The organism is Streptococcus suis S735 (assembly GCF_000294495.1).
GTDB lineage: Bacteria > Bacillota > Bacilli > Lactobacillales > Streptococcaceae > Streptococcus > Streptococcus suis.
In genome coordinates, this window is sequence record NC_018526.1 from 1,092,073 (window position 1) to 1,115,642 (window position 23,570).

The 23,570-nt window shown below is 38.3% G+C and carries 22 protein-coding genes, 1 pseudogene and 1 other annotated feature; of the genes and pseudogenes, 2 read left to right on the top strand and 21 right to left on the bottom strand.

From position 1 onward, the window contains the following. Positions 1-26 precede the first annotated feature (26 nt). The 9 genes from YYK_RS05425 to YYK_RS05470 form a co-directional block, all read right to left on the bottom strand. Entirely contained in the window at positions 27-1,001 is a 975-nt protein-coding gene (locus YYK_RS05425; protein ID WP_012028291.1) for an ABC transporter substrate-binding protein, read from the bottom strand. Positions 1,002-1,024: 23 nt separating this feature from the next. After that, positions 1,025-1,984 carry an ABC transporter substrate-binding protein gene (locus YYK_RS05430; protein ID WP_012028292.1) on the bottom strand — a complete coding sequence of 320 codons (960 nt, stop codon included), beginning with the start codon at positions 1,982-1,984 and terminating at the stop codon, positions 1,025-1,027. A gap of 714 nt (positions 1,985-2,698) precedes the next feature. Continuing rightward, positions 2,699-3,700 carry a tagatose-bisphosphate aldolase gene (lacD, locus tag YYK_RS05440; protein WP_012775193.1) on the bottom strand — a complete coding sequence of 334 codons (1,002 nt, stop codon included), beginning with the start codon at positions 3,698-3,700 and terminating at the stop codon, positions 2,699-2,701. 22 nt (positions 3,701-3,722) lie between these two features. After that, a complete protein-coding gene (gene nagA, locus YYK_RS05445; RefSeq protein ID WP_012775194.1) occupies positions 3,723-4,868 on the bottom strand; it encodes an N-acetylglucosamine-6-phosphate deacetylase in 1,146 nt (381 codons plus the stop codon). 262 nt (positions 4,869-5,130) lie between these two features. Beyond that, positions 5,131-5,469: a YlbF/YmcA family competence regulator gene (locus YYK_RS05450; protein ID WP_002938966.1), complete on the bottom strand. Its 339-nt coding sequence runs from the start codon at positions 5,467-5,469 to the stop codon at positions 5,131-5,133. Between the two features lie 9 nt (positions 5,470-5,478). Continuing rightward, positions 5,479-6,582, bottom strand: coding sequence for a prephenate dehydrogenase (locus YYK_RS05455; protein WP_012027217.1), 1,104 nt, complete (start codon positions 6,580-6,582; stop codon positions 5,479-5,481). Positions 6,583-6,589: 7 nt separating this feature from the next. Beyond that, positions 6,590-7,756, bottom strand: a complete 1,167-nt coding sequence (aroC, locus tag YYK_RS05460; protein WP_004194717.1) for a chorismate synthase — start codon at positions 7,754-7,756, stop codon at positions 6,590-6,592. Positions 7,757-7,759: 3 nt separating this feature from the next. Beyond that, positions 7,760-8,434 (bottom strand): type I 3-dehydroquinate dehydratase, encoded by a 675-nt coding sequence (gene aroD / locus YYK_RS05465; protein WP_012027218.1) that lies wholly within the window; start codon positions 8,432-8,434, stop codon positions 7,760-7,762. Further along, on the bottom strand, positions 8,431-9,594 hold the full coding sequence (locus YYK_RS05470; RefSeq protein WP_004194720.1) for a class I SAM-dependent rRNA methyltransferase: 1,164 nt from the start codon (positions 9,592-9,594) through the stop codon (positions 8,431-8,433). The genes aroD and YYK_RS05470 overlap by 4 nt, the downstream gene beginning before the upstream one ends. 115 nt (positions 9,595-9,709) lie before the next feature. Between YYK_RS05470 and YYK_RS05475 the strand changes: the two genes are divergently transcribed. Further along, on the top strand, positions 9,710-11,890 hold the full coding sequence (locus tag YYK_RS05475) for an LTA synthase family protein (RefSeq protein ID WP_012775195.1): 2,181 nt from the start codon (positions 9,710-9,712) through the stop codon (positions 11,888-11,890). 195 nt (positions 11,891-12,085) lie between these two features. On the opposite strand, the gene YYK_RS05480 is transcribed toward YYK_RS05475, so the two are convergent. The 6 genes from YYK_RS05480 to YYK_RS05505 all read right to left on the bottom strand — a co-directional run bounded on the left by YYK_RS05480 (position 12,086) and on the right by YYK_RS05505 (position 17,411). After that, positions 12,086-14,590: a pneumococcal-type histidine triad protein gene (locus tag YYK_RS05480; RefSeq protein WP_012775196.1), complete on the bottom strand. Its 2,505-nt coding sequence runs from the start codon at positions 14,588-14,590 to the stop codon at positions 12,086-12,088. Positions 14,591-14,915: 325 nt separating this feature from the next. Continuing rightward, entirely contained in the window at positions 14,916-15,275 is a 360-nt protein-coding gene (rplT, locus tag YYK_RS05485; protein WP_012028296.1) for a 50S ribosomal protein L20, read from the bottom strand. A 43-nt stretch (positions 15,276-15,318) separates the two neighbouring features. Continuing rightward, positions 15,319-15,519: a 50S ribosomal protein L35 gene (gene rpmI, locus YYK_RS05490; protein ID WP_012027223.1), complete on the bottom strand. Its 201-nt coding sequence runs from the start codon at positions 15,517-15,519 to the stop codon at positions 15,319-15,321. Positions 15,520-15,545: 26 nt separating this feature from the next. After that, positions 15,546-16,052, bottom strand: a complete 507-nt coding sequence (gene infC, locus YYK_RS05495) for a translation initiation factor IF-3 (protein WP_002940606.1) — start codon at positions 16,050-16,052, stop codon at positions 15,546-15,548. A gap of 40 nt (positions 16,053-16,092) precedes the next feature. Further along, positions 16,093-16,221: a sequence feature (ribosomal protein L20 leader region), on the bottom strand. Positions 16,222-16,247: 26 nt separating this feature from the next. After that, on the bottom strand, positions 16,248-16,925 hold the full coding sequence (gene cmk / locus YYK_RS05500) for a (d)CMP kinase (protein WP_002937055.1): 678 nt from the start codon (positions 16,923-16,925) through the stop codon (positions 16,248-16,250). Positions 16,926-16,934: 9 nt separating this feature from the next. Further along, complete coding sequence (locus YYK_RS05505; RefSeq protein ID WP_012027224.1) at positions 16,935-17,411, bottom strand: SAG1386/EF1546 family surface-associated protein; 477 nt, start codon at positions 17,409-17,411, stop codon at positions 16,935-16,937. A gap of 50 nt (positions 17,412-17,461) precedes the next feature. On the opposite strand from YYK_RS05505, the gene YYK_RS05510 reads away from it, so the two are divergent. Next, complete coding sequence (locus tag YYK_RS05510) at positions 17,462-17,656, top strand: ferredoxin (protein WP_012775197.1); 195 nt, start codon at positions 17,462-17,464, stop codon at positions 17,654-17,656. Here the strand turns inward: YYK_RS05510 and YYK_RS05515 are convergent. The 6 genes and pseudogenes from YYK_RS05515 to YYK_RS05540 form a co-directional block, all read right to left on the bottom strand. Then, a complete protein-coding gene (locus tag YYK_RS05515) occupies positions 17,645-18,133 on the bottom strand; it encodes an EbsA family protein (RefSeq protein ID WP_012027226.1) in 489 nt (162 codons plus the stop codon). The two genes, YYK_RS05510 and YYK_RS05515, sit on opposite strands and share 12 nt — an antisense overlap. Positions 18,134-18,315: 182 nt before the next feature. Continuing rightward, positions 18,316-19,086, bottom strand: a complete 771-nt coding sequence (locus YYK_RS05520) for a glycosyltransferase family 2 protein (protein ID WP_012027227.1) — start codon at positions 19,084-19,086, stop codon at positions 18,316-18,318. Then, positions 19,076-19,432: a DUF2304 domain-containing protein gene (locus YYK_RS05525; protein ID WP_002937073.1), complete on the bottom strand. Its 357-nt coding sequence runs from the start codon at positions 19,430-19,432 to the stop codon at positions 19,076-19,078. The genes YYK_RS05520 and YYK_RS05525 overlap by 11 nt, the downstream gene beginning before the upstream one ends. Further along, the gene (locus YYK_RS05530; RefSeq protein WP_012027228.1) at positions 19,432-20,148 is read right to left on the bottom strand and encodes a glycosyltransferase family 2 protein; all 717 of its coding nucleotides are present in this window, start codon (positions 20,146-20,148) and stop codon (positions 19,432-19,434) included. Before YYK_RS05530 ends, YYK_RS05525 begins: the two co-directional genes overlap by 1 nt. A 103-nt stretch (positions 20,149-20,251) precedes the next feature. After that, positions 20,252-21,506 (bottom strand): annotated as a pseudogene (locus YYK_RS10495) (glycosyltransferase family 4 protein). After that, complete coding sequence (locus YYK_RS05540; protein WP_012027230.1) at positions 21,506-23,566, bottom strand: rhamnan synthesis F family protein; 2,061 nt, start codon at positions 23,564-23,566, stop codon at positions 21,506-21,508. Before YYK_RS05540 ends, YYK_RS10495 begins: the two are co-directional and overlap by 1 nt. Positions 23,567-23,570 lie beyond the last annotated feature (4 nt).

Sequence of the window (23,570 nt, forward strand, 5' to 3'; positions counted from 1 at the left end):
CAATACTAGGTTCTATCTTACCGATCTTATTCAGATACAGCAAGCTTAGAAGTATCGATACCTAATTTCTGAGCCATTTCTTCATTAACGTGAAGACTGACGGTCTCTGGGTATTCTACTGCCGTTTCTGACACATTGGCTCCTTCGATAATCTTAATAGCCATTTTTGCAGTTTGACGACCTAAAGCTTCATAGTTGGTACCGTAAGTCAAAAGACCTCCTTCATCCACCATGTCCGTTGAACCACCGATTACTGGAACCTTATGCTCCACAGATAATTCACCAATCATGGTCATGGTTGAAGCGACAGTATTGTCTGTTGGAATAAAGAGAGCATCTACATCCTTCATCAAGCTAGTTGTCGCATCTTGGACTTCATTTGAAGATGTGATTCCTTTTACTACTACCTTATAACCTGCTTTTTCTAGCAATTCCTTAGCTTGCTCTACCTGGACTTCTGAATTCCGTTCGCTAGTAGTGTACAAAATACCAACGGTCTTAGCATCAGGAACAGCTTGTCCTAGCAATTCAACCTGTTTGTCAATTGGAGCTTGATCAGATGTACCTGTCAAAAGTCCACCTGGTTTTTCAATGGATTCTACCAAGTCAGCTGACAAGGGATCTGTAACCGCAGTAAAGACAATCGGCGTTTCAGTAGACACAGTCGCTAAACTCTGGGCAGACGGCGTAGCGATTGCCAAGACAATATCATTTCCATCGATTAATTGTTCTGAAATGGTTTGAAGGTTAGCTTGATCGCCTTGGGCATTTTGATAATCCAAAACCAATTTTTCACCCTCTTTATAACCATTTGCTTCTAATTCCGCCACAAAACCCTCACGGGCAGCTGTCAATGATTCATGCTCCATATATTGGAGAACTCCAACTTTTACCACATCTGAGGAAGCTTGTTCTGATGATGAGGAACAAGCTGCAAGTGTTAGCAAACCCATACTTGCTACTGAAATAGTTGCCAATTTTTTTACTAGCTTATAATACATAAACGTTTCTTCTCCTAAATATTTTACTCTTCTAATGCTTTTATAGTCGCTGCATCAATACCAACAGCTTTAGCCATTTCTTCATTGACGGTAATAGCCGCTGTATTTGGTTTTTCAACTGCTAAGTCAGCAGGCTTTTCACCCTTCAAAATCTTCACAGCCAATTCACCAGCTTGAACACCGATAGCATGGTAGTCGACACCGTAGGTAAATAGAGCTGCGTCAATAACTGCCGCGTCACTTCCCATAGCTGGAACTTTTGCTTCTTTTAAAATATCACCGATTGTTGAAGCTGTAGAGGCAACTGTATTATCAGTTGGAAGATAGATAGCATCGACTTTTCCTGCAAGTGAAGTAATAGCTTGCTGAACATCGTTTGTCGTCGTAACTGTTGTCACTTCTACTTTTACACCTTTTGCTTCGAGTGCTTTTTTAGCCTGCTCAGCTTGAACTTCTGAGTTTACCTCGCTAGAATTGTAGAAAATACCGACAGTCTTCGCAGTTGGTACAACTTTGAGCAACATCTCGATTTGACCTTCCACATCAGTTGCATCAATCGATCCCGTCATGGTCCCACCTGGTTTTTCCAATGATTCAACCAAACCTGCTTCAACTGGATCTGTGACAGCTGTGAATACACTTGATGTTTCACTATCTGCATTAAGCATGGTTTGGGCTGCCGGTGTTGCGATGGCAAAGTTAAGATCATTTTTTCCTGCCAATTTCTCAACCATTGTCTGTAAGTTTGCTTGATCACCTTGAGCATTTTGCAAATCAATCGTCAGATTTTCACCTTCCTTGTAGCCTGCTTCTTCGAGCGCCTCTACAAAGCCTTCACGAGCTGAGCTCAACGCTTCATGTTCAGCATATTGAATAATACCAACATTGACTGAACTTGAATCTGACGAATTGGAACTACATGCAGCAAGCGTTACTGCTGACAAAAGTGCTACTGAACTAAGTATAATTTTTTTAAATCCCATGATTATTCTCCTTTTATAAATATAATAGCAAACAAGAAAGGACCGCTTAGACTACACTCTAAACGGTCCTTATATTTCATCTGTATAGGAAAACAGAATGAATTATCCGTGCCATTTAGATGTATCATCTATGAGGCACATGTCAAAATAGCTACAGCCACATAGATACAAACTTTACGTTCCCGTGTTTGCATCCATGTTTACCATGTCTACAAACACTATCTAAAATAGCCGTAGAAATAAGTATGATTAGCTGAATGATTTTGACACATTTGTAACATCTCTGTTTCCCTTTCTCATTTATTTGTAACTATCATAACTGTTTTCAAATTATTTGTCAATAGGGAATTGCGTAAATTTTCAGATTTTTCAAGTTTTTTCGAATTTTTCTAAAAATAGACCCCTATATTATTAGCTATAAAACGACCTGTCATCTTGTTTATATAGCCTTTTAGTTTACTTTTAGTACTTGCTCCAACTATTTCACAAATAGTCAGAGGTTGGAAATAAGGGGAACAAGGTTTGCGTCAACAACCGCAGCTATAACTGTTTCTGGGATTGCTTGCACAGTAAATGGACTGTTCAAGGTGAGAGATATAAGAGCGGATTGCAAAACCAGGTCAACATCGACTGATTTTGATTTTCGAAGAGTATAAATGACTATATTTGATGTTACAAAAAGTCTGAACCTAAGCCCAGACCCTACTAAAACAATTATTTTACTTCAACTTTTTCAGTCCAAGGACGCGCTGTAATTGCTAGAACCTCGTTTAGTTCTTCTACGTTGCGGCGGCCTTGATCCGCCAACCAAGCTTTGGCTGCTTCTTCACCCTCGCTTGCAAAGATGGCTACTGCATCCTTCCAAGTCGCCCGACCACAAAGAACACCATTAAAGCTTGAACCAGCTTCTTTGGCAAAGACAAGGGTTTCTTGGAAAAGTTTAGCAGATACGCCAGCGCTCAAATAAATGAATGGCAAGTGAGTGCTATCTGTTTGTTCCTTGAAGAAGGCCTTAGCTTCCTCAACTGTATAGACTGGCTCTTCATCTGTGTAACCTTCTACAAAGTTCATATTGACAGGTACTTCAACCTTGAGCACGTCGGCATTATAACGTGACTTACTAAATTCACGCATGGCACCATTGACCTTGTGTGGTTTGAGGGCTGCGTATTCACGAGAAGTCACATCCATATCGCTGGCATCGTAAGTCAAGATTTCGACGAAGTAAGGAATATCTTCTGCGATACACTCACTACCAATGCGTTCTACCCAAGCATGCTTAATGTCGTTGATTTCTGGCTTGTCATCTACATCATAGTAAAGCAAGATTTTTACGGCATCTGCACCCAATTCTTTGATACGTTTGGCTGACCAATTTGGCAAAAGGTCTGGCAAACGACCTGGTGTAGACGCATCGTAACCTGTTTTTTCATAAGCTGCAATGAAACCGCAATCTGCATGGCGCAATTCTGAAGCCGGAACGCCGTATTCCGCATCCAAGAGAATGGAGCTTGCATAAGGAGTCAAATCGCTTGAGATGACTTTCTTGAAGTCAATCAAAATGTCATCTCCAAATTCGCCACCACCTGCTGCAGCAGCAAGCAAGCGTTTCAAAGCCCCCCGTTGGTCAATCGCCAAAGCCGCAATCACCTGATCGCTGTTTGACAAGCGAGTCATGTGATTGAATTTAGCCTGAGAAAGTTGTAATTTTGTCATTAGTTTCCTCCTAAGGATTTTATTAACCAAATCGTTTCACGCCATCTAGATAGGTCGCTTGTAAGCGTCCTGCATCATCTACGACGATAAAGTCTGCAGCTCGGCCTTCTGCAATCCGACCACAAATATGGTCAATATTGACAGAGCGAGCTGGTGCCAGAGAAGCCATACGAAGGGCATCAGGTAGGGATACCAAGCCCCATTTCACAACATTCTGCACTGCTTCAATCAATTCTAAGATAGAACCTGCCAAACTACCACTTTCTTTTAAACGAGCAGTTCCATCTTTTACAACAACTTCAAATTCACCGAGGCGGGACTCCCCTTCACCCATACCGCCAGCTCGCATACAGTCCGTAATCAAAACAGTTTCCTCAGCTCCACGTGCTTTGACCACGATTTCTGCCGCAGCTGGATGAACATGGTGTCCATCACAAATCATTTCCGCATAGACATTTTTTAAATTCAAAGCAGCACCGACCATACCTGGTTCACGGTGATGAAGCCCACTCATCCCATTGTAAACATGGACGAAGATATTGGCACCAGCTTCTACTGCCGCTTCCGCTTGCGCATAGGTCGCATCGCTGTGAGCCAAGGCAGTATGAATTGCCTTGCTGTTAGCAAACTCGATGAATTCTTTGACGCCTTCACGTTCTGGAGCAATAGCAATTTTATTGACTAAACCTTTAGATAAGCTGTGCCAATTGTCTAACTTTTCAATGGATGGATCGCTCATGTACTTAGGATTTTGTGCTCCCTTGTATTTTTCTGTAAAGAAAGGACCTTCTAAGAAAATACCTTGAATCTTGGCGCCTGTTTCCTGCCCTGCATAAGTCCCAATCGTTTCACAAACTGCATCTAAATTTTCAGTCGTATCTGTTAATGTCGTTGGAAGCCAAGAGGTCACCCCACAAGACAAGAGACCTTCTGAAATTACCTTGATCCCTTCAAAATCATTGTCCATAACATCGTGAGAAGCGTAGCCGTGGATATGTGTATCAACTAGCCCTGGTGCTAAATGAAAGTCAGAATAATCAACAATCTCCCCTTCAGGCTTTTCAATCACAATCCGTCCAAACTGACCCTTGTCAGTAATTTCCAAATAGGCTGATTCGACCTCACTCTCTGGTAAAATAATAGATTTTGCTTTTATAAATACTGTCATATTATCTCCTTTATTGATATATATACTTATCAAACTGGTTATAACCATATACTAAATATATTGTAGAACTTCTATTAGAAAATGTCAAGTAATTACCATAACTTTATAAGAAATGGATGCTGTGAGAAGGTAGAAAAAAGAGTTCTTACTGCCCTAAGTACCGTTTCTGAATCTGTACTTGGAGATAAGAACTCTACGTAAGCAGTGTATACTAGGCGTCAATCCATGACCTAACACCCTGCTCCTATCAAATATAAATATATTACAACAATTCGTTGAGAGGCTTGAAGATGATACGTTCCAAATCAGCTACATAAGTTCCCAACTGTTGTTGCTTGCTGAAATATTCCGTCAAAAGTGGATTTCCCTGAACTTTCTTGTTGAAATCCAACATTTTCTTTTGGTCAGCTTCAGTAGGAATTTCACCAGCCTGCAATTTAGATTGGATCTCTTTTTGGAAAGAAATATAACTTTCCAATATTTCTTTGGCTTCTGAATTCCCCTCAACTGAGACCTTAACGGCTTCCACCGCCTTATATTCAGGCAGGTTACGGATTGCACGTTCCAATTCATTTGCGATATCATAGATATTTGTTGACATATTTTTCTCCTAATCTAAATGGATTTTGTAAGTCGTCTGCTCTCTTAAACGTTTCGCAGCGTCTTCCAAATTTCCCTTGTTTTTAAGCGTGATTTGTAAAATACCGTGTATATCTTCACGGTTCTCTTCATTGATACGAATATTGACAATGGAAATACCCCGTAAGACTTCCAAAACCTTCAAAATCGTATCTTCCTCATCAGGAACACTAAGGAATAAATCGTAGAAAGAATCAACACCTGCACGCTTGTGAATTTCCATGGCTTTACGAGTTTGACGTCCCTTATCAAAAAAGTCCCAAATTGCTTTTTGATCGCCAGATCTGAGAACATCTGAAATTTCTGAAAGACGTGCTTGAAATTCCTCGATTCGATTTAGAATAGAATCTGCATTGGTTAGCAAAATGCTAGTCCACATGCTCGGCTCACTTTCCGCAATCCGTGTCATATCTCTAAATCCTCCAGCTGCAAAATTATTCGTAAAGGGATGATCTTGAGCATACTCACCAGCTTGATGCATCAAACTAGAAGCCAATACGTGTGGAAAATGTGAAATTTGACTGGTCACACGGTCATGTTCTGCTGCATCAATCTGAACAAAACGTGCCCCCGTTCCAGATAACAAGTCTGTCAATCGGGGAACCGCATCCTGCTTGGTAGCCTGACACGGTGTCATAATGTAGTAAGCATTCTCAAATAGATGGAGATCTGCTGCACTGGCACCAGATTTATGACTACCTGCCATAGGGTGTCCACCGATAAAATTAATTTGTCTTGGCGCCAAATGTTCCTCAGCAGCAGCCACAATTGCAGACTTCGTTGAACCTGCATCTGTAATCAAGACCGTATCCTTCAATTCAAGGGCACTAAATTCTTCAATCAAACGCAAAGAAACTTGAATTGGAACACAAAGAAGAATCACATCAGCCTGCTTTGCTACACCCTCCAATTCCGTTGATACCTCATCAACCATCCCCTTGCCCAAGGCAATTTGGCATGATTGTTCGTTAGGATCAAAGCCAATGAGGTGATAGTCTGGATGGTCTTTGCGAATACAGAGCGCAAGTGAACTTCCAATCAACCCTAGACCTACAATTAAAATCGTTTTTTTCATTAATTACCTAGAAATTTTTGACATAGTCGCGATGACTGGCTACCGCAGCTTTCAATTCCTCCATATTATCGGAAGAGAACTTCTCTAGGATTTCTGTCGCTAGAGTTGTAGCTACGACTGATTCCATGACTACACCAGCTGCTGGGAGAGCCGTTGGATCTGAACGTTCCACAGTAGCTTTATAAGGCTCATGAGTATCAATGTCAACCGACATCAATGGCTTATAGAGGGTCGGAATTGGTTTCATAACACCACGAATGATTAGGGCCTCGCCATTGGTCATACCACCTTCAAAACCACCTAGATTATTGGTTCGGCGTGTATATCCTTTTTCTTGGGACCAGAGAATTTCGTCCATGACTTGGCTCCCTTTGAGATAACCAGCTTGGAAGCCTACTCCAAATTCTACTCCCTTAAAAGCATTGATTGAAACAACAGCCTGCGCTAATTTTGCATCTAACTTTTTATCCCATTGCACATAAGACCCCAAGCCAGCTGGAACTCCTCCAACAACAGTCTCAATCACTCCGCCAATAGTATCTCCATCTCGCTTGATTTGATCAATATAGGCTTTGATTTCTTCTTCACGCTCTTGGTTGACAATGGATACTTCTGACTGGGCTGCACGCTCTTTGATTTCTGCTACGCTTAAACCATCTGGGACATCAATTTCCTTCCCTCCGAAAACGACTACATGGTTAGCAATTTCAATATCCAACTCAGCCAAAATCCGTTTGGCAACCGCACCAACAGCCACACGCATAGTTGTCTCACGCGCACTAGAACGCTCCAAGGAATTACGCAAATCATCAAAGCGATATTTCATACCACCAACTAGGTCAGCATGTCCTGGTCGTGGATGTTTGATACGACGCTTACTTTTGAGTTTCTCTTCGATGTCCTCAACTGCCATAATATCCAACCATTTTTGATGGTCTTTGTTGGTCACATTCAATGTAATCGGGGCACCGGTTGTCTTACCGTGACGAACACCAGCTGTAATCTCTACGCGATCTGTTTCAATCTGCATACGACTACCACGACCGTATCCACCTTGGCGCCGTTTTAACTCTTCATTAATATCCTCGGCAGTTAAAGGAAGACCCGCTGGAACTCCCTCAATAATGGCTGTTAGACGTGGTCCATGAGACTCACCAGCTGTTAAATAACGCATAACTTAATTCTCCAAAATTTCCAGAAACTTACGAGTATTGCTTAAAGACATTTGTCCTGGTGCAGATGTTTCATCTAAGCTGGCAAAAGTCCAGCAGGAGCCTGTAATCACACCTGCAATACGTGTTAACTTCCCTAGTTCACCCATGGCGATTGTCGCAAATATCTGCTCAGTGTTCAGTGATTTAAAACCACGAGTATAATTCATAACATCTAGGACATCCTGCTCTGTCTTAGCCATTACAGCCATTTTAACAACAGCTGGTGATAGGCTAGTCAGTTCAGACATGATTTCCATATAATTAGACGGTGTTTCTTCAAAATTATGATAACTCAACACAAGATTAGGAAACTCCAACATCTGCTCAAAAACCGACTTATAAGAGTAGTATTCAAAATCAATATAATCTGGCTGATAAAGCGTTGCTACTTCTTTGATTACATTGACATATTCTTGATCGTCCAAATCCAAGTGACCGCCTTCACGTGTTGTCCGAATGGTGAAAACTACTTCCTTACCACTACATTTTTCAAATATAGCAGGTGCTACTCTTAAAATATCATCTTTCAGAAGATAGTCTGCTCGCCATTCAACAATATCTGCCTCTGCTAAACGTTCTACATCAATGGCCTCTACCTCTTCCAGATTTCTAGGCATAATAGGAACTACTATTTTCATTTATCTACCTGTATCGTAAAGACCTTTAGGTAATTACTACTTTCATCATTTTTATTGATTACAAAATCGGCTGGCAAGCGATAAGTTGCCTCATAGCGATGTTTTCTAACATCAAACCCTTTTTCAATCTGCCGCTTAAATTTTTCAACAGAAACATTTGCGGCGTTGGTCGAAGCGATAATAGTTCCACCTGTATTTAGTATTTCCAAAGATTGAGAAATCAACTTGTGATAATCTTTGGCTACTGAAAAGGTTTGTTTCTTATTTCGTGCAAAGCTTGGCGGATCCAAGACAATCACATCATAAGTTAAGCCTTTACGTTTGGCATATTTGAAATATTCAAATACATCCATTACTACAAAGTGGTGATTATCTAAGTCTAAACTATTAACCTTAAAGTGAGCTTTAGAAAGTTCTCGCGAGCGTTTGGCTAAGTCAACAGAAGTCGTTTCCTCTGCTCCGCCCATGGCAGCAGCAATAGAAAATGCTGCCGTATACGAGAACATGTTCAAAAGTGACTTGCCTGCCGCCAGGCCATCCACCAAGGAACCACGTACCTCATGCTGATCCAAAAAGATTCCCGTCATCAGTCCATCATTCATAAAGACCTGATAGTGAACTCCATTTTCCAACACAGTGAAATACTCAGGGGCTTCTTCTCCATAAAGATGAGCAGACTCAAAGGCCAAACCTTTAAAACGAATCTTCTCATAAGCTCCTCTTACTTCTGGAAATACCTGTTGAAATGCAGCAACAATCATCTCTTTGACAGAATAAATAAAGGTATTATACCATGAAAAAACTGCGTATTCATCATACAAGTCAACCGTCATTCCACCAAAACTATCTCCATCTTGATTAAATAAACGAAAAGCGTTCGTCATCTCAGATTGATAAAAATGTTGACGTTTCTGTTTAGCATCCACGAATAATTTAACAAAAAAATCCATGGTCAAGTCTTGATTGCTTCTACTAAACAGCCAGCCTATCCCCTTATTCTGTTTGGACAAATAAGCCTGACCCAAATAGCTTCCAGACTCTGAATACAAAACAGCCAGCCTGTCTTCATCAAATGAAACACCTGAAAAATCAGCGCTATCCAAGAGTTGAATCCCTCTGTTTATTTTCTGTTCTGCAATACGGTTTACCTTTATTTTCATAGAATTATTATAACATGTTTCTTCATATATGCCAAAAAAACTCTAAACTTTGAGGCTTATTTTAGAATTATGGTATAATGAACTAAACTTTTAGAAAGGACCATGAGGTTTTATTGTGAAAAAACTAATTGACTATGTCAAGAAGAGCGGACAGACTAGACTTGGTTTCGTCTTGATTTTGCTAATCATTTACTGGCTCAAAACACTCTGGGCCTACTATGTTGATTTCAACTTAGATACACAAGGGTTTTTCCAAAATTTTATTGCTATTATGAATCCTCTACCAGTCGGGATTTTATTACTCGGTCTCTCGCTTTATATAAAGAATACAAAAGTCTTCTATAGCGTAGCGATGATCATTTATATTATTCTTTCCGTCTGGCTCTTTTCAAATGCAGTCTATTACAGAGAATTTTCCGATTATATTTCCATCTCTACTATAATGGCTACCTCTAGTGTATCTGCTGGATTAGGAGAAGCAGCTCTTAAGTTATTTAGGCTATGGGATATTGTCTATTTTCTTGATTTTATCATTTTTGGAATCCTAGTCTATCGTAAACTACTCCGGTGGGATAAAAAAACATTTCATAAAAAATCTAGCTTTGCTATTACAGCACTATCAGTCATGCTTTTCTCCATCAACCTCTTTTTAGCAGAAATTGATAGACCAGAGCTACTTACGAGAGGATTTTCTAATACTTATATCGTCAGAGCCCTTGGTTTACCTGCTTTCCTTGGTTACAATGCTAATCAAACCTACAATGCCCACAAGAATCGTTCTGGAGCATCAGCTACAGATTTGGAGCCTGTGAAACAATATATTACAGAACATTATGCTCAACCGAATGACAACTACTTCGGTATTGCCAAAGGGCGAAATGTTATCTATCTCCACCTAGAAAGCTTACAACAATTTGTTATTGACTATAAGTTGAATGTCAACGGTGTCGAGCACGAAGTCACACCTTTCCTCAATTCTCTGTATCATTCTAGCTCTACTCTTGCCTTTTCCAATTTCTTTAACCAAGTTAAGGCAGGTAAGACCTCTGATGCCGAAACCATGATTGAAACCTCTCTTTTTGGACTCAATCAAGGCTCTTTCATGGTCCAATATGGCGGAAGCAATACCCAACAAGCTGCACCATATATTCTCTCTCAAAATGGAGGATATACATCTGCTGTATTCCACGGTAATGCAGCCAGTTTCTGGAATAGGAACAACACCTATAAACAATGGGGTTACAATTACTTCTTTGATCAATCCTATTTCTCTAAAGCCACTGCTGAAAATTCATTCCAATACGGTCTGAATGATAAAATCATGTTCGCCGACTCTATCCAATATCTGGAACATTTACAGCAACCCTTCTATACCAAATTTATCACAGTTTCCAACCACTACCCCTATACAACCAGCTTGATTGGGGATGAGATTGGCTTTCCATTAGCCAATACAGATGATGAAACCATTAATGGCTATTTTGCTACTGCCAACTATCTCGATGCGTCCATAAAGGCATTTTTCGATTACTTAAAAGCGACTGGCTTGTACGAAAACTCCATCATCGTCCTCTATGGTGATCACTATGGAATTTCTAATTCACGTAATCCTGACTTGGCACCGTTGATTGGAAAAGATTCTCAGACTTGGTCAGATTTTGACAATGCCATGATGCAACGTGTTCCATATATGATTGTTGTACCTGGAATGACCAACGGTGGGATTTTTGATACCTATGGTGGTGAGATTGATGCACTTCCCACTCTCGAACATCTTTTAGGAATCAAATCCGATAACTATCTTCAAGTTGGTCAAGACCTACTTTCCAGCCAACACAGCCAAATTGTGGCTCTTCGAACTGCTGGCAGTTTTATCACACCAAAATACACTAGCTACGAAGGTAAAATCTATTATACAGAAACTGGTCTTGAAATTACAAATCCAGATGAGACAACTCAGAAAGAAATTGATGCAATTAAAGAAGCTACTGCAGCACAACTGGCGACTAGCGATGCCATTCAAACTGGTGATCTTATCCGGTTCTTCGACAATGGATTGCCAGCCTTGGATCCAAGCCAATATAACTACATTGACTCATTGGCTGCCGAGATTGCACTAGAGAATAAACTTGGCAAACAATCAACAAGTTTGTATAGCACAAACGGCAATAAATCAACAATTGAACTATTTAAAGCACCAAGCTACCTAGAACTTCACGGTAGTACAACTGCTACCAGTACACCAAATACTGGTACAAGCACTAGCTCAACAAGTACCAGTTCAAATTCACGGTAATACACTATAAAAGGCTTAGAATCATGTCAGTTACTACATTGATTCTAAGCCTTTTTATACTCAATGAAAATCAAAAACAGACTAGGCGACGCAGATGCAGATAGAACTGAAGTTCATCAAATCAAGTCAACAACGTCTGATTTTGATTTTCGAAGAGTATTAGACCACTATTTCAAATCACTCATATCTATTTCATCAAGGAAATATAAAATCCTCACTAGGCTCTTCCTCTGTTGATGATTTTTTAGGGATATCTATGGGAGCAGCAGTACTACTTTCAGTTGCTTTTGTATCTTCTGTTGTAGTTTCAGCTTCTGTTACAGTTTCTATATCTGTCGCTTCTGGACTAGGTGTCAACAAATCATCTAACCAGCTATCTGCGTCCTCTTCTCCATTAGGGACATCTGGAGTATTCGCCAATGGATTCCCAGGCAACCAAGTATCACCTGGCTCAACTGTCCCATCTTTGCTATCACTTTCAACTTTATCGAAATGAATATCGTAGACAGTATCTTCCAAAATAGGTGTATCCCATGCTACATTTGGAATAACAGGTTTTGTATAATCTCGTTTATAACCTGTATCACTCTTCAAAGATGGCGGAAAAATTCCAGCTTGGTTCAGTGTTAACCCTTTTCTAACAAGGTAAACAACTGTTTTACTAGTTCCCAAATGTGTCTGAAGTTGACCACCTTCACCTGCTCGAAATGCGAGGGCTACATAATTCTTTGGATCATGCCAATAGTAATTTGGATGTCTACTTGGGTCATTGATGTCCGTTGGATTCTCCGTATTGTTAGCAATGTAAGGTCCTATACGAGGAGCCGTTGTCCCAAATGCTGCCAAGCTCGTTGTGGCACTAACATAATCTGTATCTTTTTCTCCACCAGTAATAACTGTCCTAAACTCAATGAACTCATAATCTTTGCTTGAAACCGGTTCTGGTACAACAAGTCCTTGCTCCTTAGCTTGTTTCCAAGTTAAGTCAGATTTCACAAAGTATATGAACCCTGCTCGAATCTCACCATTTAATTTTAAACGACCATTGGCTATCGCACTATATTTAACAGGTACATAGTCTGATAAATCAATATTTGAAACATCATCACTTGGAGTGTAAATATTTTTGGTTGGCTTACGATAAACATTATCAAAATCAGCATAAAAACTTTGATGTTCTCTTGCCATCTTGCCAGACTTTGGCAAAGTAGCATTCCAACCGTTAAAGACGCGTCCCTTTTGTTGAAGGGTCTGCGGATAGGCGATGTTCAAATCCTCCCAATTTAAATCTTTACGAACCAAATAATAAACTCTCTTCGTTTTTTTACCATTAACGACAAAATTACCAAAATCACTATTTGTACTGAATGTTACTAGAATGAAATTTTTAATATCCTGAAGACCTTCTGGACGATACTTTTGATGGACACCATTACGTGTTAAATTTTCTGTTGAACCTTCTGTATAAAAAGGTCCATATACTAATTGTTTCTCAATAGCAAGATTTACCGTTTCAGTCTTAACATCACGCTCAGGATCATCTGGCAAACTAGGATCAATTTTATAAACGTGCGCATGGTCTCCATGGCGTACACTCATATAGTTCCCATCAATTGTAATGTCCTCACGTTTTACTTTAAAACGCTCCATGTACTGTTTAATGAGACGTTCTTTTCTCTGTTCAAGAGTTTCTCCATCCTTTTGTTTAAGAATACGATCTTCCGGACTTTCAAATGGCTTCGTTGTATCAATTTCCTTTAATAAAACAATATGTGTGTGATCTCCATGCGGATACTCTAATCCAATTTGACCGTCAACGATGACTTTCTTAAAACGTGATGGCTCTAAATTCAGTTCTTTTGCTAAGTAGTCCAATTTGGTTTGATACTCAGTATTTTCTACCTCAGGTTGTGCCTTCTTATCCGATTCAACATTTGGTTTATACTGATTCACAAGATAAGACCATTTACTCCTTTTCAATGTTTCAAAATGAATAAGATGCAAATGTTTCCCATGCCTTACTAGAATCCCGGTTTCCGTTACACCGCTGATATTTTGCCCATCAAACAAGAAACCGTCACTCGTTTGAAAATCAATCCCCGGAATCCCTTCCTGTTGGTGAACGATAGGAAGAGTTGGCGATTGACGACTATCAGAGGTCAATTGTCTGTGTGTCGTGCCACCTAAGCTTGATTTTAAAATATAGTGATAATGATCCCCATGCCGAACAGTATAGCCATTGGCATCCTCTGCGACAATATCTTTAGGATCAAAAACGTATTCATCTTCGATCTGTTTCGAGCCTGACGATAATTGACTTCTCTTAGGTTGAGAAGAATGATTTTTTTCTTGATAGTTTTCAGGAATTAAATAAGCCCATTTTGTATTCTTTAAATCTGAATAAAAGAAAAAGTGCTTATGATCGCCATGATTGACAATAATTCCTAAATCAGTTTTTTCCTCAATTTGTGACTCATCAGTGAGTAAAAAACCATCATCCGTCGCCTTATCAATCCCTGGAACTTCCTTTTTCGAATCTGAAGGAATCTCTTTTGATTGCTTTGATTGCGATGTTTCTATGCTTGTTGTTTTTTGATGGTTCGATTGCTCTCTATAGTTAGACGCTTGATAAGTAACCAATGCTACAGCACAAATAAGCGATGCTCCTGCTACATAAAGCAAAGTCTTACCTTGTTTCATATCTATGTTTCTCTCCTTATTTACCATTATTATATTACCGACACGATAAATGTAATCAACTATTGTAAAATAGCATCACCACATCCACTTATTATAGTCTTTTAGTTTACTTTTAGTACGAGGCAATGAGCCGCAGGCATAACTGAAGTTAGGCAAGGCGAGTTGATGAAGTAACAAAAGAAAAACTAAATGACGATAAAGTTAAAACCGTCGATTTATTTACTAGTTAAGTATATCACTCATATCGAAATTTAGCAAGTAGTGAGCTACTTTCCAAAAATAAAGAACCTGGTTCATCACTACCAAGTTCTTTACATTTTTATACTTATTTAGCAAGTTTTGCTTTAGCAGCATCTGCAAGAGCTGTGAAAGCTGCTGCATCGTTCACTGCCAAGTCAGCAAGCATTTTGCGGTTTACTTCGATTTCGGCCAATTTCAAACCGTGCATCAATTGTGAGTATGACAAACCGTTCATACGAGCAGCCGCATTGATACGAGTGATCCACAATTTACGGAAATCACGTTTTTTCTGACGGCGGTCACGGTATGCATAGTAGTAAGAGTTCATGACTTGTTCTTTCGCAGTGCGGAACAAGAGATGTTTAGCTCCGTAGTAACCTTTAGCTAATTTTAAAATACGTTTACGGCGTTTACGAGAAACAACGCCACCTTTAACACGTGCCATTTAATTTTCCTCCAAATGATAATCTAAATTCTAGTAAGTCGGCTTATTTCAAACCTGTAAGCATTGATTTGATACGCTTGAAGTCACCAGCATGTACCATACCTGCTTTACGAAGGTGACGACGTTGTTTTTTAGTTTTACCGTGGAAACGGTGTGAAGTATAAGCGCGGAAGCGTTTCAATCCACCAGAACCTGTACGTTTGAAACGTTTAGCTGATGCGCGGTGAGTTTTTTGTTTTGGCATGTTAATTCTCCTTTTGCTTAAAAAGCTTATTTTTTATCTGAAGCTGGGGCCAATTGCATAAACATTTGACGTCCGTCCATCTTAGCGCGTTGTTCGATAATGGCAATATCTTGGGTTGCTTCAGCGAACTCAGCTAATACTTTCGCTCCAACTTCTTTGTGGGTAATCATACGACCCTTGAAACGGATCGAAACCTTAACTTTATTTCCTTTTTCAAGAAATTTACGGGCATGACGAAGTTTTGTCTCGAAATCCCCTTTATCAATAACTGGACTTAGACGCACTTCTTTTACAGTGACAACACTTTGTTTTTTGCGTTGTTCTTTCTGTTTCTTCTGATATTCAAATTTGAACTTACCGTAGTCCATAATTTTCGCTACTGGTGGTTTAGCTTGGGGTTGAATCAATACTAAATCCACGTTGGCGCTATCAGCAATGGCCTGAGCCTCATTGAGTGGTTTGATCCCCAACTGTTCACCCTCAAGACCGATAAGACGAACTTCACGCACTCGGATTTCATCATTGATGAACAAATCTTGCTTTGCTATGGCTTTTCACCTCATTTTATATTTTTCGAGAAAAACGAAACGGACTTGCTAAACAAGTCCGCACTACACCATTATTCTTTCCGAAGAAATCTTAATCCGTAGAGCCAGACAACGTTAGTCGCAAGGCGAGAAGTTCTCACTTCTGCTTTTCTCAATACGACTATTCTAACATGTCTAAAGCTACCTGTCAAGAATTTCTTTCGCTTTTTCGGAAATAAATTTCACTACACCTTCGATAGATACTCCTGTTGTATCAAAGGTAATAGCATCATCTGCTGCCTTTAAAGGAGAAACTTCTCGATTGGAATCTTTATAGTCACGAGCCGCAATCTCCTCTTTCAAGGATTCCAAGTCTGTCTCAATGCCACGTTCCGTATTTTCCTTAAATCGACGAAGGGCACGCTCTTCAACAGAGGCAACAAGGAATATTTTGAGTTCTGCTTGCGGCAATACAACCGTACCAATATCACGACCATCCATAACAATCCCACCAGCTTGCGCAATGTCCTGTTGCAGGCGGACCAATTCTTCCCGTACTAGAGGAAGCGCTGCTACCGCTGATACATTATTTGTTACTTGATTATCTCGAATAGGCAAAGTAACATCCTCATCACCGACAAAAACAAGTTGCTGACCGTTTTCATCCCGCCCAAATCGAATGGGATACTGGGCAAGCAAGTCCACGATTCTATTTTGATCTGTGACCTCTATGCCGTTTGTCAAGGCTAGATAGGTAGCCGAGCGATACATAGCTCCTGTATCTAAGTAAGTATATCCCAAATTTTTAGCAATAATTTTAGCGACCGTTGACTTTCCACTTGAAGCTGGACCGTCAATTGCAATTTGAATTGATTTCATAACTCCTCTTTATCTAATACGAACTACATCCCCAGGATGAGCAATCCAAGACCCTGTAGTCATTTTCTCTGGATTCAAACGCTCTAGCTCTGCAATTGAAATCCCACCACGAGCAGCCAGTTGTCCTACACCTTCACCTGCTTGAACAGTAAGGGTAGAGCCATCCGTTGCTTCCGCTGGGCTAGAACTTGTTTCTGTTTCTGTCGTGTCAGTCGAAGTAGATTCTTGTGTCTCAGCAGCCGATGAAGAGCTCTCTGCTACGACTGTTGTAGTGCTTGGGGTATAAAATTCTTTTGTTGAATCTGTTTTACTACCGCCACCGATTGAGAGATAGACAGCCATAATTCCAATAATCAGTACGATAACAAAGAAAATAATTGCCAAAACTGTAAATACTGTTGTATTCGCTACCCCCTTACTCAAACGTTCTTTACGACTAGTTGTTTCTGTGTGGTAAACTTCTTCATTCCATGGCTCTTGTGACATTATTGAGAAAACTCCTTGTATTTTTATTAAAATATGATTACAATACTAATATGAAAGTAAAACTTATTCCTGAACGGTGCATTGCTTGCGGGCTCTGCCAAACCTACTCATCTCTATTCGATTATGATGACGACGGTATCGTTGTTTTTTCAGACGACTCACAATTTGAGAAAACGATTGAACCCAATCCAGATATTCTCAAAGCCATCAAATCATGTCCTACAAAAGCCATTTCAGCGGATTGATTTGGCTTTTTTTGTATAATACTCTTCAAAATAATCCTGTTTTATTAAATGGTCTATTAATTCAATTTTACCCTTGAAGCAACTATGAATAGCTAAATGGTTAATAAAGTATTTTTTTGTCCATTTACGCATATAATACATTCGTCCGTTGGGAAATTCTTTTGCAAATATACGAATGGCTAAATAAGAAACTTCAATTTTTTCTATGGTAGCAATTTCAATTTTCTGCACTGCAAAAGGATTAGCCGAAGCAATCCGTAAATGCTCATCTTTTATCTCGAAATAGCGATGTAAGCCGAGCACTACTAATACAGCAAAGAGTGAGACAAGTAGAATAAATAATCTTGAAACTTGCAACTTCTCCAATAAAAGTGCCATACCAATAAAAATAGGTGTGAAGGTAAGTGACCAGTATATGATGGCCCATGATAAATCCGGTTGCCAATGGTAACGAATTTTACCAAAAATTTTGATCATATCGGACCTCCATCTATTATTCTAGCACAAAAAAAGAGATTTTCCTATGAAAACCTCTATCTTTTGAAATTTTTTATTACATTTACATGACAATGTTGAATGTTTTGTAATTTTTCTGAAATGTTTTTGAAATATTTTGAGTAGGAATTGATGGGAATACAATGATTGGTAACTAAAATATTTTAATTATTCGTCTCTTGACTCTTAACATAGTAACTCAGGAGAAACTTGGCAATAAACTTTGGCCAGAACAACAAATACATTTCATAGTCTTCTTGTGTACGAATATTGTTTTCAATGCTATTTGTCGTCTCAGATTCCTCATGGATACGATGATACATCAAACTCTCATCTACAAAGGTAAAGCTCCCATTTTTTTGTGCAATCTGATACCAAGCAAACCAATCAAGAGAAACTTTCATTTCTTCATTAAACTTGAAATCATTCAGTTTCTTCAAATTATAGGTCACAGCTGGACAAGAAATTGGATTACCAAAGGCTAAAACCCTATTCCGCCAAAACTTCCATTTGGGAAACATGGCCATTGTCCGTAACATGAGTTGCTTGATTTTCAAATTTGAAGTTAAGGGAATAGCCACACCTTCCTTAACTTCCTGGTAATCTGAATAAGCAATCAACGTTTCCTCTGTCATCTGAGACATTATTTTTTCACAATAGTCTGGTAAATAAATATCATCTTGATGAGCAATTGTAGCATAAGGGGTTGTTACAAAAGAGAGTGCCAAATTCCAATCTTTTCCAATACCTCCTCCTTGTGCGGTATGCATTACGATTGCATTCTTTTGGCAAATTTGTTCTATATATTCACTCGGAGTACTAGTGTATAGGATGAGTTGTGATTGAAGTGTTTGCTGCTTTAACGAATGGATGCATTCTTCTAGATACTTACTATCTCCATAAGCACAGATAACAAATGTATGGTTATTCTGCATGATGCTCCTCCAATTCAGAGATTCTTTTTTTAGCCATTGATACTTCTTGAATTAAATTTTTAATCTGCTGCTTTTGTTGAGATAAAGCCATACTATGCAAAAATCCAATTACCAAGAGAACAAAAATTGCCACAGATAACAAGAAATTGGAAGTCAGACCAAACCCGAATAAGTAGGCCAATTTAATAGGAATAACATCAAAGAGTGCAAAAACAATCAGTCCGAAGCCAATAACAATCCACATAAAGGCATGTTCGAATAAGATCTTATTTTTATTAATATTCCTAAAAATAAAATACAAAAAACCTAGCGAGGCAAGAAACATAGCTAATGCTTGTATAGTCATTATTCCCCCTCCTTCATAAGCGAAGCAATCAAAATAGATGAGCAAACTTCTACCATGTAGCGGATGGACTTAAATGGAGTAATCGAAGAAACCCCTCCCGCTCTTTCAAACATATTGGCCGGTGCTTCTACTACTTGGAAATTTTGCTTTAGTAAATGAACAGTTGATTCCGGTTCCGGATATTTAATTGGGTATCGTTTTGCAAATTGTGCAATCACTTTTCTATTTCCCAAACGATAACCTGATGTAGTATCCCAAATTCGGTTTCCAGTTGTTAATTTAATCATATTTGAAATAACACCTATCCCAAATCGTCTCATAAAGCTAGTTTGAAATTCCGACAAAGTATCACCAACAAAGCGTGAGCCAATCACCATATCAGCCTGACCAACTAAGATTGGCTGAATTAAGCCATTTAATGAACGAATGTCATGCTGACCATCACCATCAAATTGAACTGCTACGTCATAGTCATTGTCCAAGGCATATTTATATCCCGTCTGAACAGCTCCACCAATACCTAAATTTTGTACTAGATGAACAGCATTTAATTTATTTTGAATCAAAATTTCTTTCGTGCTATCTGTTGAACCATCATTGATGACAACATAATCCAATTGGAAATTCACACTATTTTTATAATCTATAATTCCCTGAACAGTTTGAAGGATACTTTCTTCTTCATTGTAGGCAGGGATAATCATTAATACTTTCATTTTTTCTCTCTAAAACTAGAATTCTATATAACTTTTTAGATTCTACTTACTCATTTGAAGAAACTATAATATACATCTTTCAGCATAGCTATCCTATTATTCATTAAAGTCGAAGTTTATGTCTGATTTTTGTCGCCATATTGCTGATCAATCTTGCATAACGCTCCAATCTTGTTGGACGCATATTTAAAGTCAGTAACTCTTTTATGTGACTTAAATTTGTATTTTGGTGTCCAGTATATTCTAAGTGATTGATGCCGTCCAGTATTTCTTTATAGGCAACTTCCGGTGTATATAGAGTACGTAAACGTTCCACATCAAGCCGAGCCCTATCTGAAAAATTTCTAAAGGATTCAATCACTTGCTCTAACTTAGTCACCAACTCTTCTATATCGCCCAATTTATAAATTTGACCTGCTGAGAATATTTCAAATGCCGTCAAATGTCCCAAATTATTTGATAGAATTACTGGAAGCCCTCTTAAGATTGCTTCAACATAGACTAAGCCAAAAGTTTCCATAGATGAGGGGAAAACACAGATATCTCTATCAGTTACTTCCTCCCAAGGATTATCTAAGTTACCTAAAAATTTAACATTTTTCTGTAATTTATTTTCATGGATATATTCATCACAAATAGCTTTGTATTTACTATCCCATCCTCCAATAAAAACCAATTCAATGTCTAATCTATTTAGTGTCTTATATGCTTTTATAAGTTCTAATTGATTTTTTCCTTCTGTTAATCGACCAACAGAAACAATTCTAACTTGATTGCCTTTTTTTAAAAACTTTTGTTTCTTGCTCAGTATAAGAAATAAACGAATGGACTTTCTTATTAAATAGTGGTGTTAAAAAATTATTTAACTCTCCAGTCACACTAAATAATTCTGAAGAATACTCTTCTATGAAGTCAATTTTATCAGCATAATAAGCAAACTCATTTTTAGGAAATTCATGAATTAGCCAGAAATGAGGAACCTTTTGACATGAGGCAGCAATTGCTCCTTGAAAAACATTAACAGTATTTGAAATAACCAAGTCTATCTCATTTTGCTCAATAATTTCAGCTATGTCTTGAACATTCTGGCGATAGTAGCTTGTGGCCTCTTCTCTATTAAGGATTTCTCCACCTGGTGCATCCGGCCACCACCACTTAATAGTTGGCAAATAGTAATTCTTAACCCCTATCATTTTATAAAGTTGCTCATGCTTATCTTGTGGTTCCCCTCCTATTGCATGAGTAACATTTATAACTGTGTGTCCCAGTTGAATAAGGTACTTCATTAGATAATAAATAGACTTCTCCGCACCATTATCCATACTAGTCGTAGGAGAAATAAACAAAATACGTTTCATTAGACTAACTCTTCTTTCAAAAAATCATTAATTCTATTTGCTGTAGTGCAATGATTCATTACAAACTCAAAAGCATTTTCTGCTATTTGTGCTCTCAAGTCTTGTTCAAGAATCAATCTCTCCAATTTACTTTCCCATTCGTTATCATCTGCTAGAACTCCAGTCACTCCATCTTGAATCATCTCTTCAAATGCTCCAAGATTACTTGCAACTGTCACAACTTTAACTGCTGCCGCTTCTATCCATTTAATTTCCGACTTTGCTTCATTAAAGGTTGTGGTTACAAGCGGCGCCAAGTTAATATCAACTTGTGAAATTAAAATTGGAAGCTTTCTCCAATCAACATACTCATGACTCACAATCTGTTTTTTGAATTTTTGGAATGGTTTCGGAATGTCTAAATATCCTACTATATGTAATTCCACTTGCGGGTACTTTTGAAGTAGATTTAGCAATGCTTGACTAATTAAATCAAAATTTTCGTTGTGTGTAATTGACCCTGAGAAATATCCTATTTTAACTTTATTGTCGTTCGAATTTTTCTTAACTTGTAAACTACGCTCAACTAATTCTTTAGACATGACGTTGCGATTCAAAATAACCTTGTTTTTATATTGTTCGAGCTCGTCTTTCAATTTCGAAGTCGATGTGATAGCATAATCGCAGAGAGAAAGCATTTTTTTGTAAGCTAAAACACTTGTATCATAGCCTTTTTTCTCTCTCTTGCTCAAACCTTGGGTAAATTCAAGTTCATCTGTAAATTTTGTATCAAAAACCAAATCATCAATATCAAAATAAACAGGTCTGTTCTTTATGTGTGCTGCCCTACATATTTCTTTCAGCATATCATTGAATGGAGCACGATAAATAATAATATGACTAGCAAACTGTGCATCCTGAAGTTGTACAAGAGAATTATTTATCACTCGAACTGTATAACCAAGTTCTCGCAATTGCTCAGCCTTATTTAACACACGATAACGTGTACATTGTGGAATAATATTTTCGACACCATCAATAATCAAAATATAAGATTGATTTTCTCTAGTTTTAAAATCTTCTAATATAGAAGACACCACTTCGATCGGATAGTCTGTTTCCTTAGCAATATACTCCATCAAATCCGGAATCTCGGATTCTCTTTCTAAACCATGCCAAAAATATTGTTCTCTGTCATAATTTCTAAAGGCCGAATACTTAACTAATGGACAACCTTGTTTTAATAATTTAAACGGATGAATATACAATGCACTATCTTTCGTGTCTTTAATCAATGCATCATACTTAAAGCCTCGATCATAAAAATATTTTGCAAACACAGTTTCATGTTTTCCAATTGCCTTATTACGAGAATCCGTATCAGAGAGCTTTTCCCAATAATCATAAAATCCTTCATACCTAAGCAAGCTATTTTCAATAACAACAAAATATGATTGTAAGTGCTTAGGAATTTTACCATAAGGGTTATAACCAGTAAAGTCTAGCTGCTCCTCACCCATGGAAATTCCCCAAAAGTCTAGCTGATCGGAATTAAACTCAGAGAAAACCTCTTCCAAATCTCTAAAAGGACCAATATTCGTATCATTAACCAAGATGAGCTGATTATATTGTTGTAACGCCTCTTTTCCAGTATGTATTATCCCGTGTCGGAAAGCCGCAACGTCATAGCCCTCATTATCTCTTTCCAAAACCTTACCAAATTGTGCTAAACGATTTATATCAGCCTGTGGAAGTTTACCATTTACAACAATTAAAACATCTCGAGAAATTTTAGCCAATGCCTCTAAAAAAATTACTTTATAGTCCTGTAAAGACGATTGATGTTCATAAATTGTGTAAATCAAGTAACGATTTTTGATATCTGAATAATTATTTCTACGTTGCTTATCACGTTGCAAAGCTAGTAGAGTTCGCTTTATATATTTTGGAATTCTCCAGAAAAACTTTGCAATATTTTTGGTAAGCTCTAATATATAAAACAATAGCTTGTATTTACCTGATAAGATAAATAATCGCGTTGTGAAATTTCTAATCCACCTTTTCACAGTGTTACCAATCACTTTC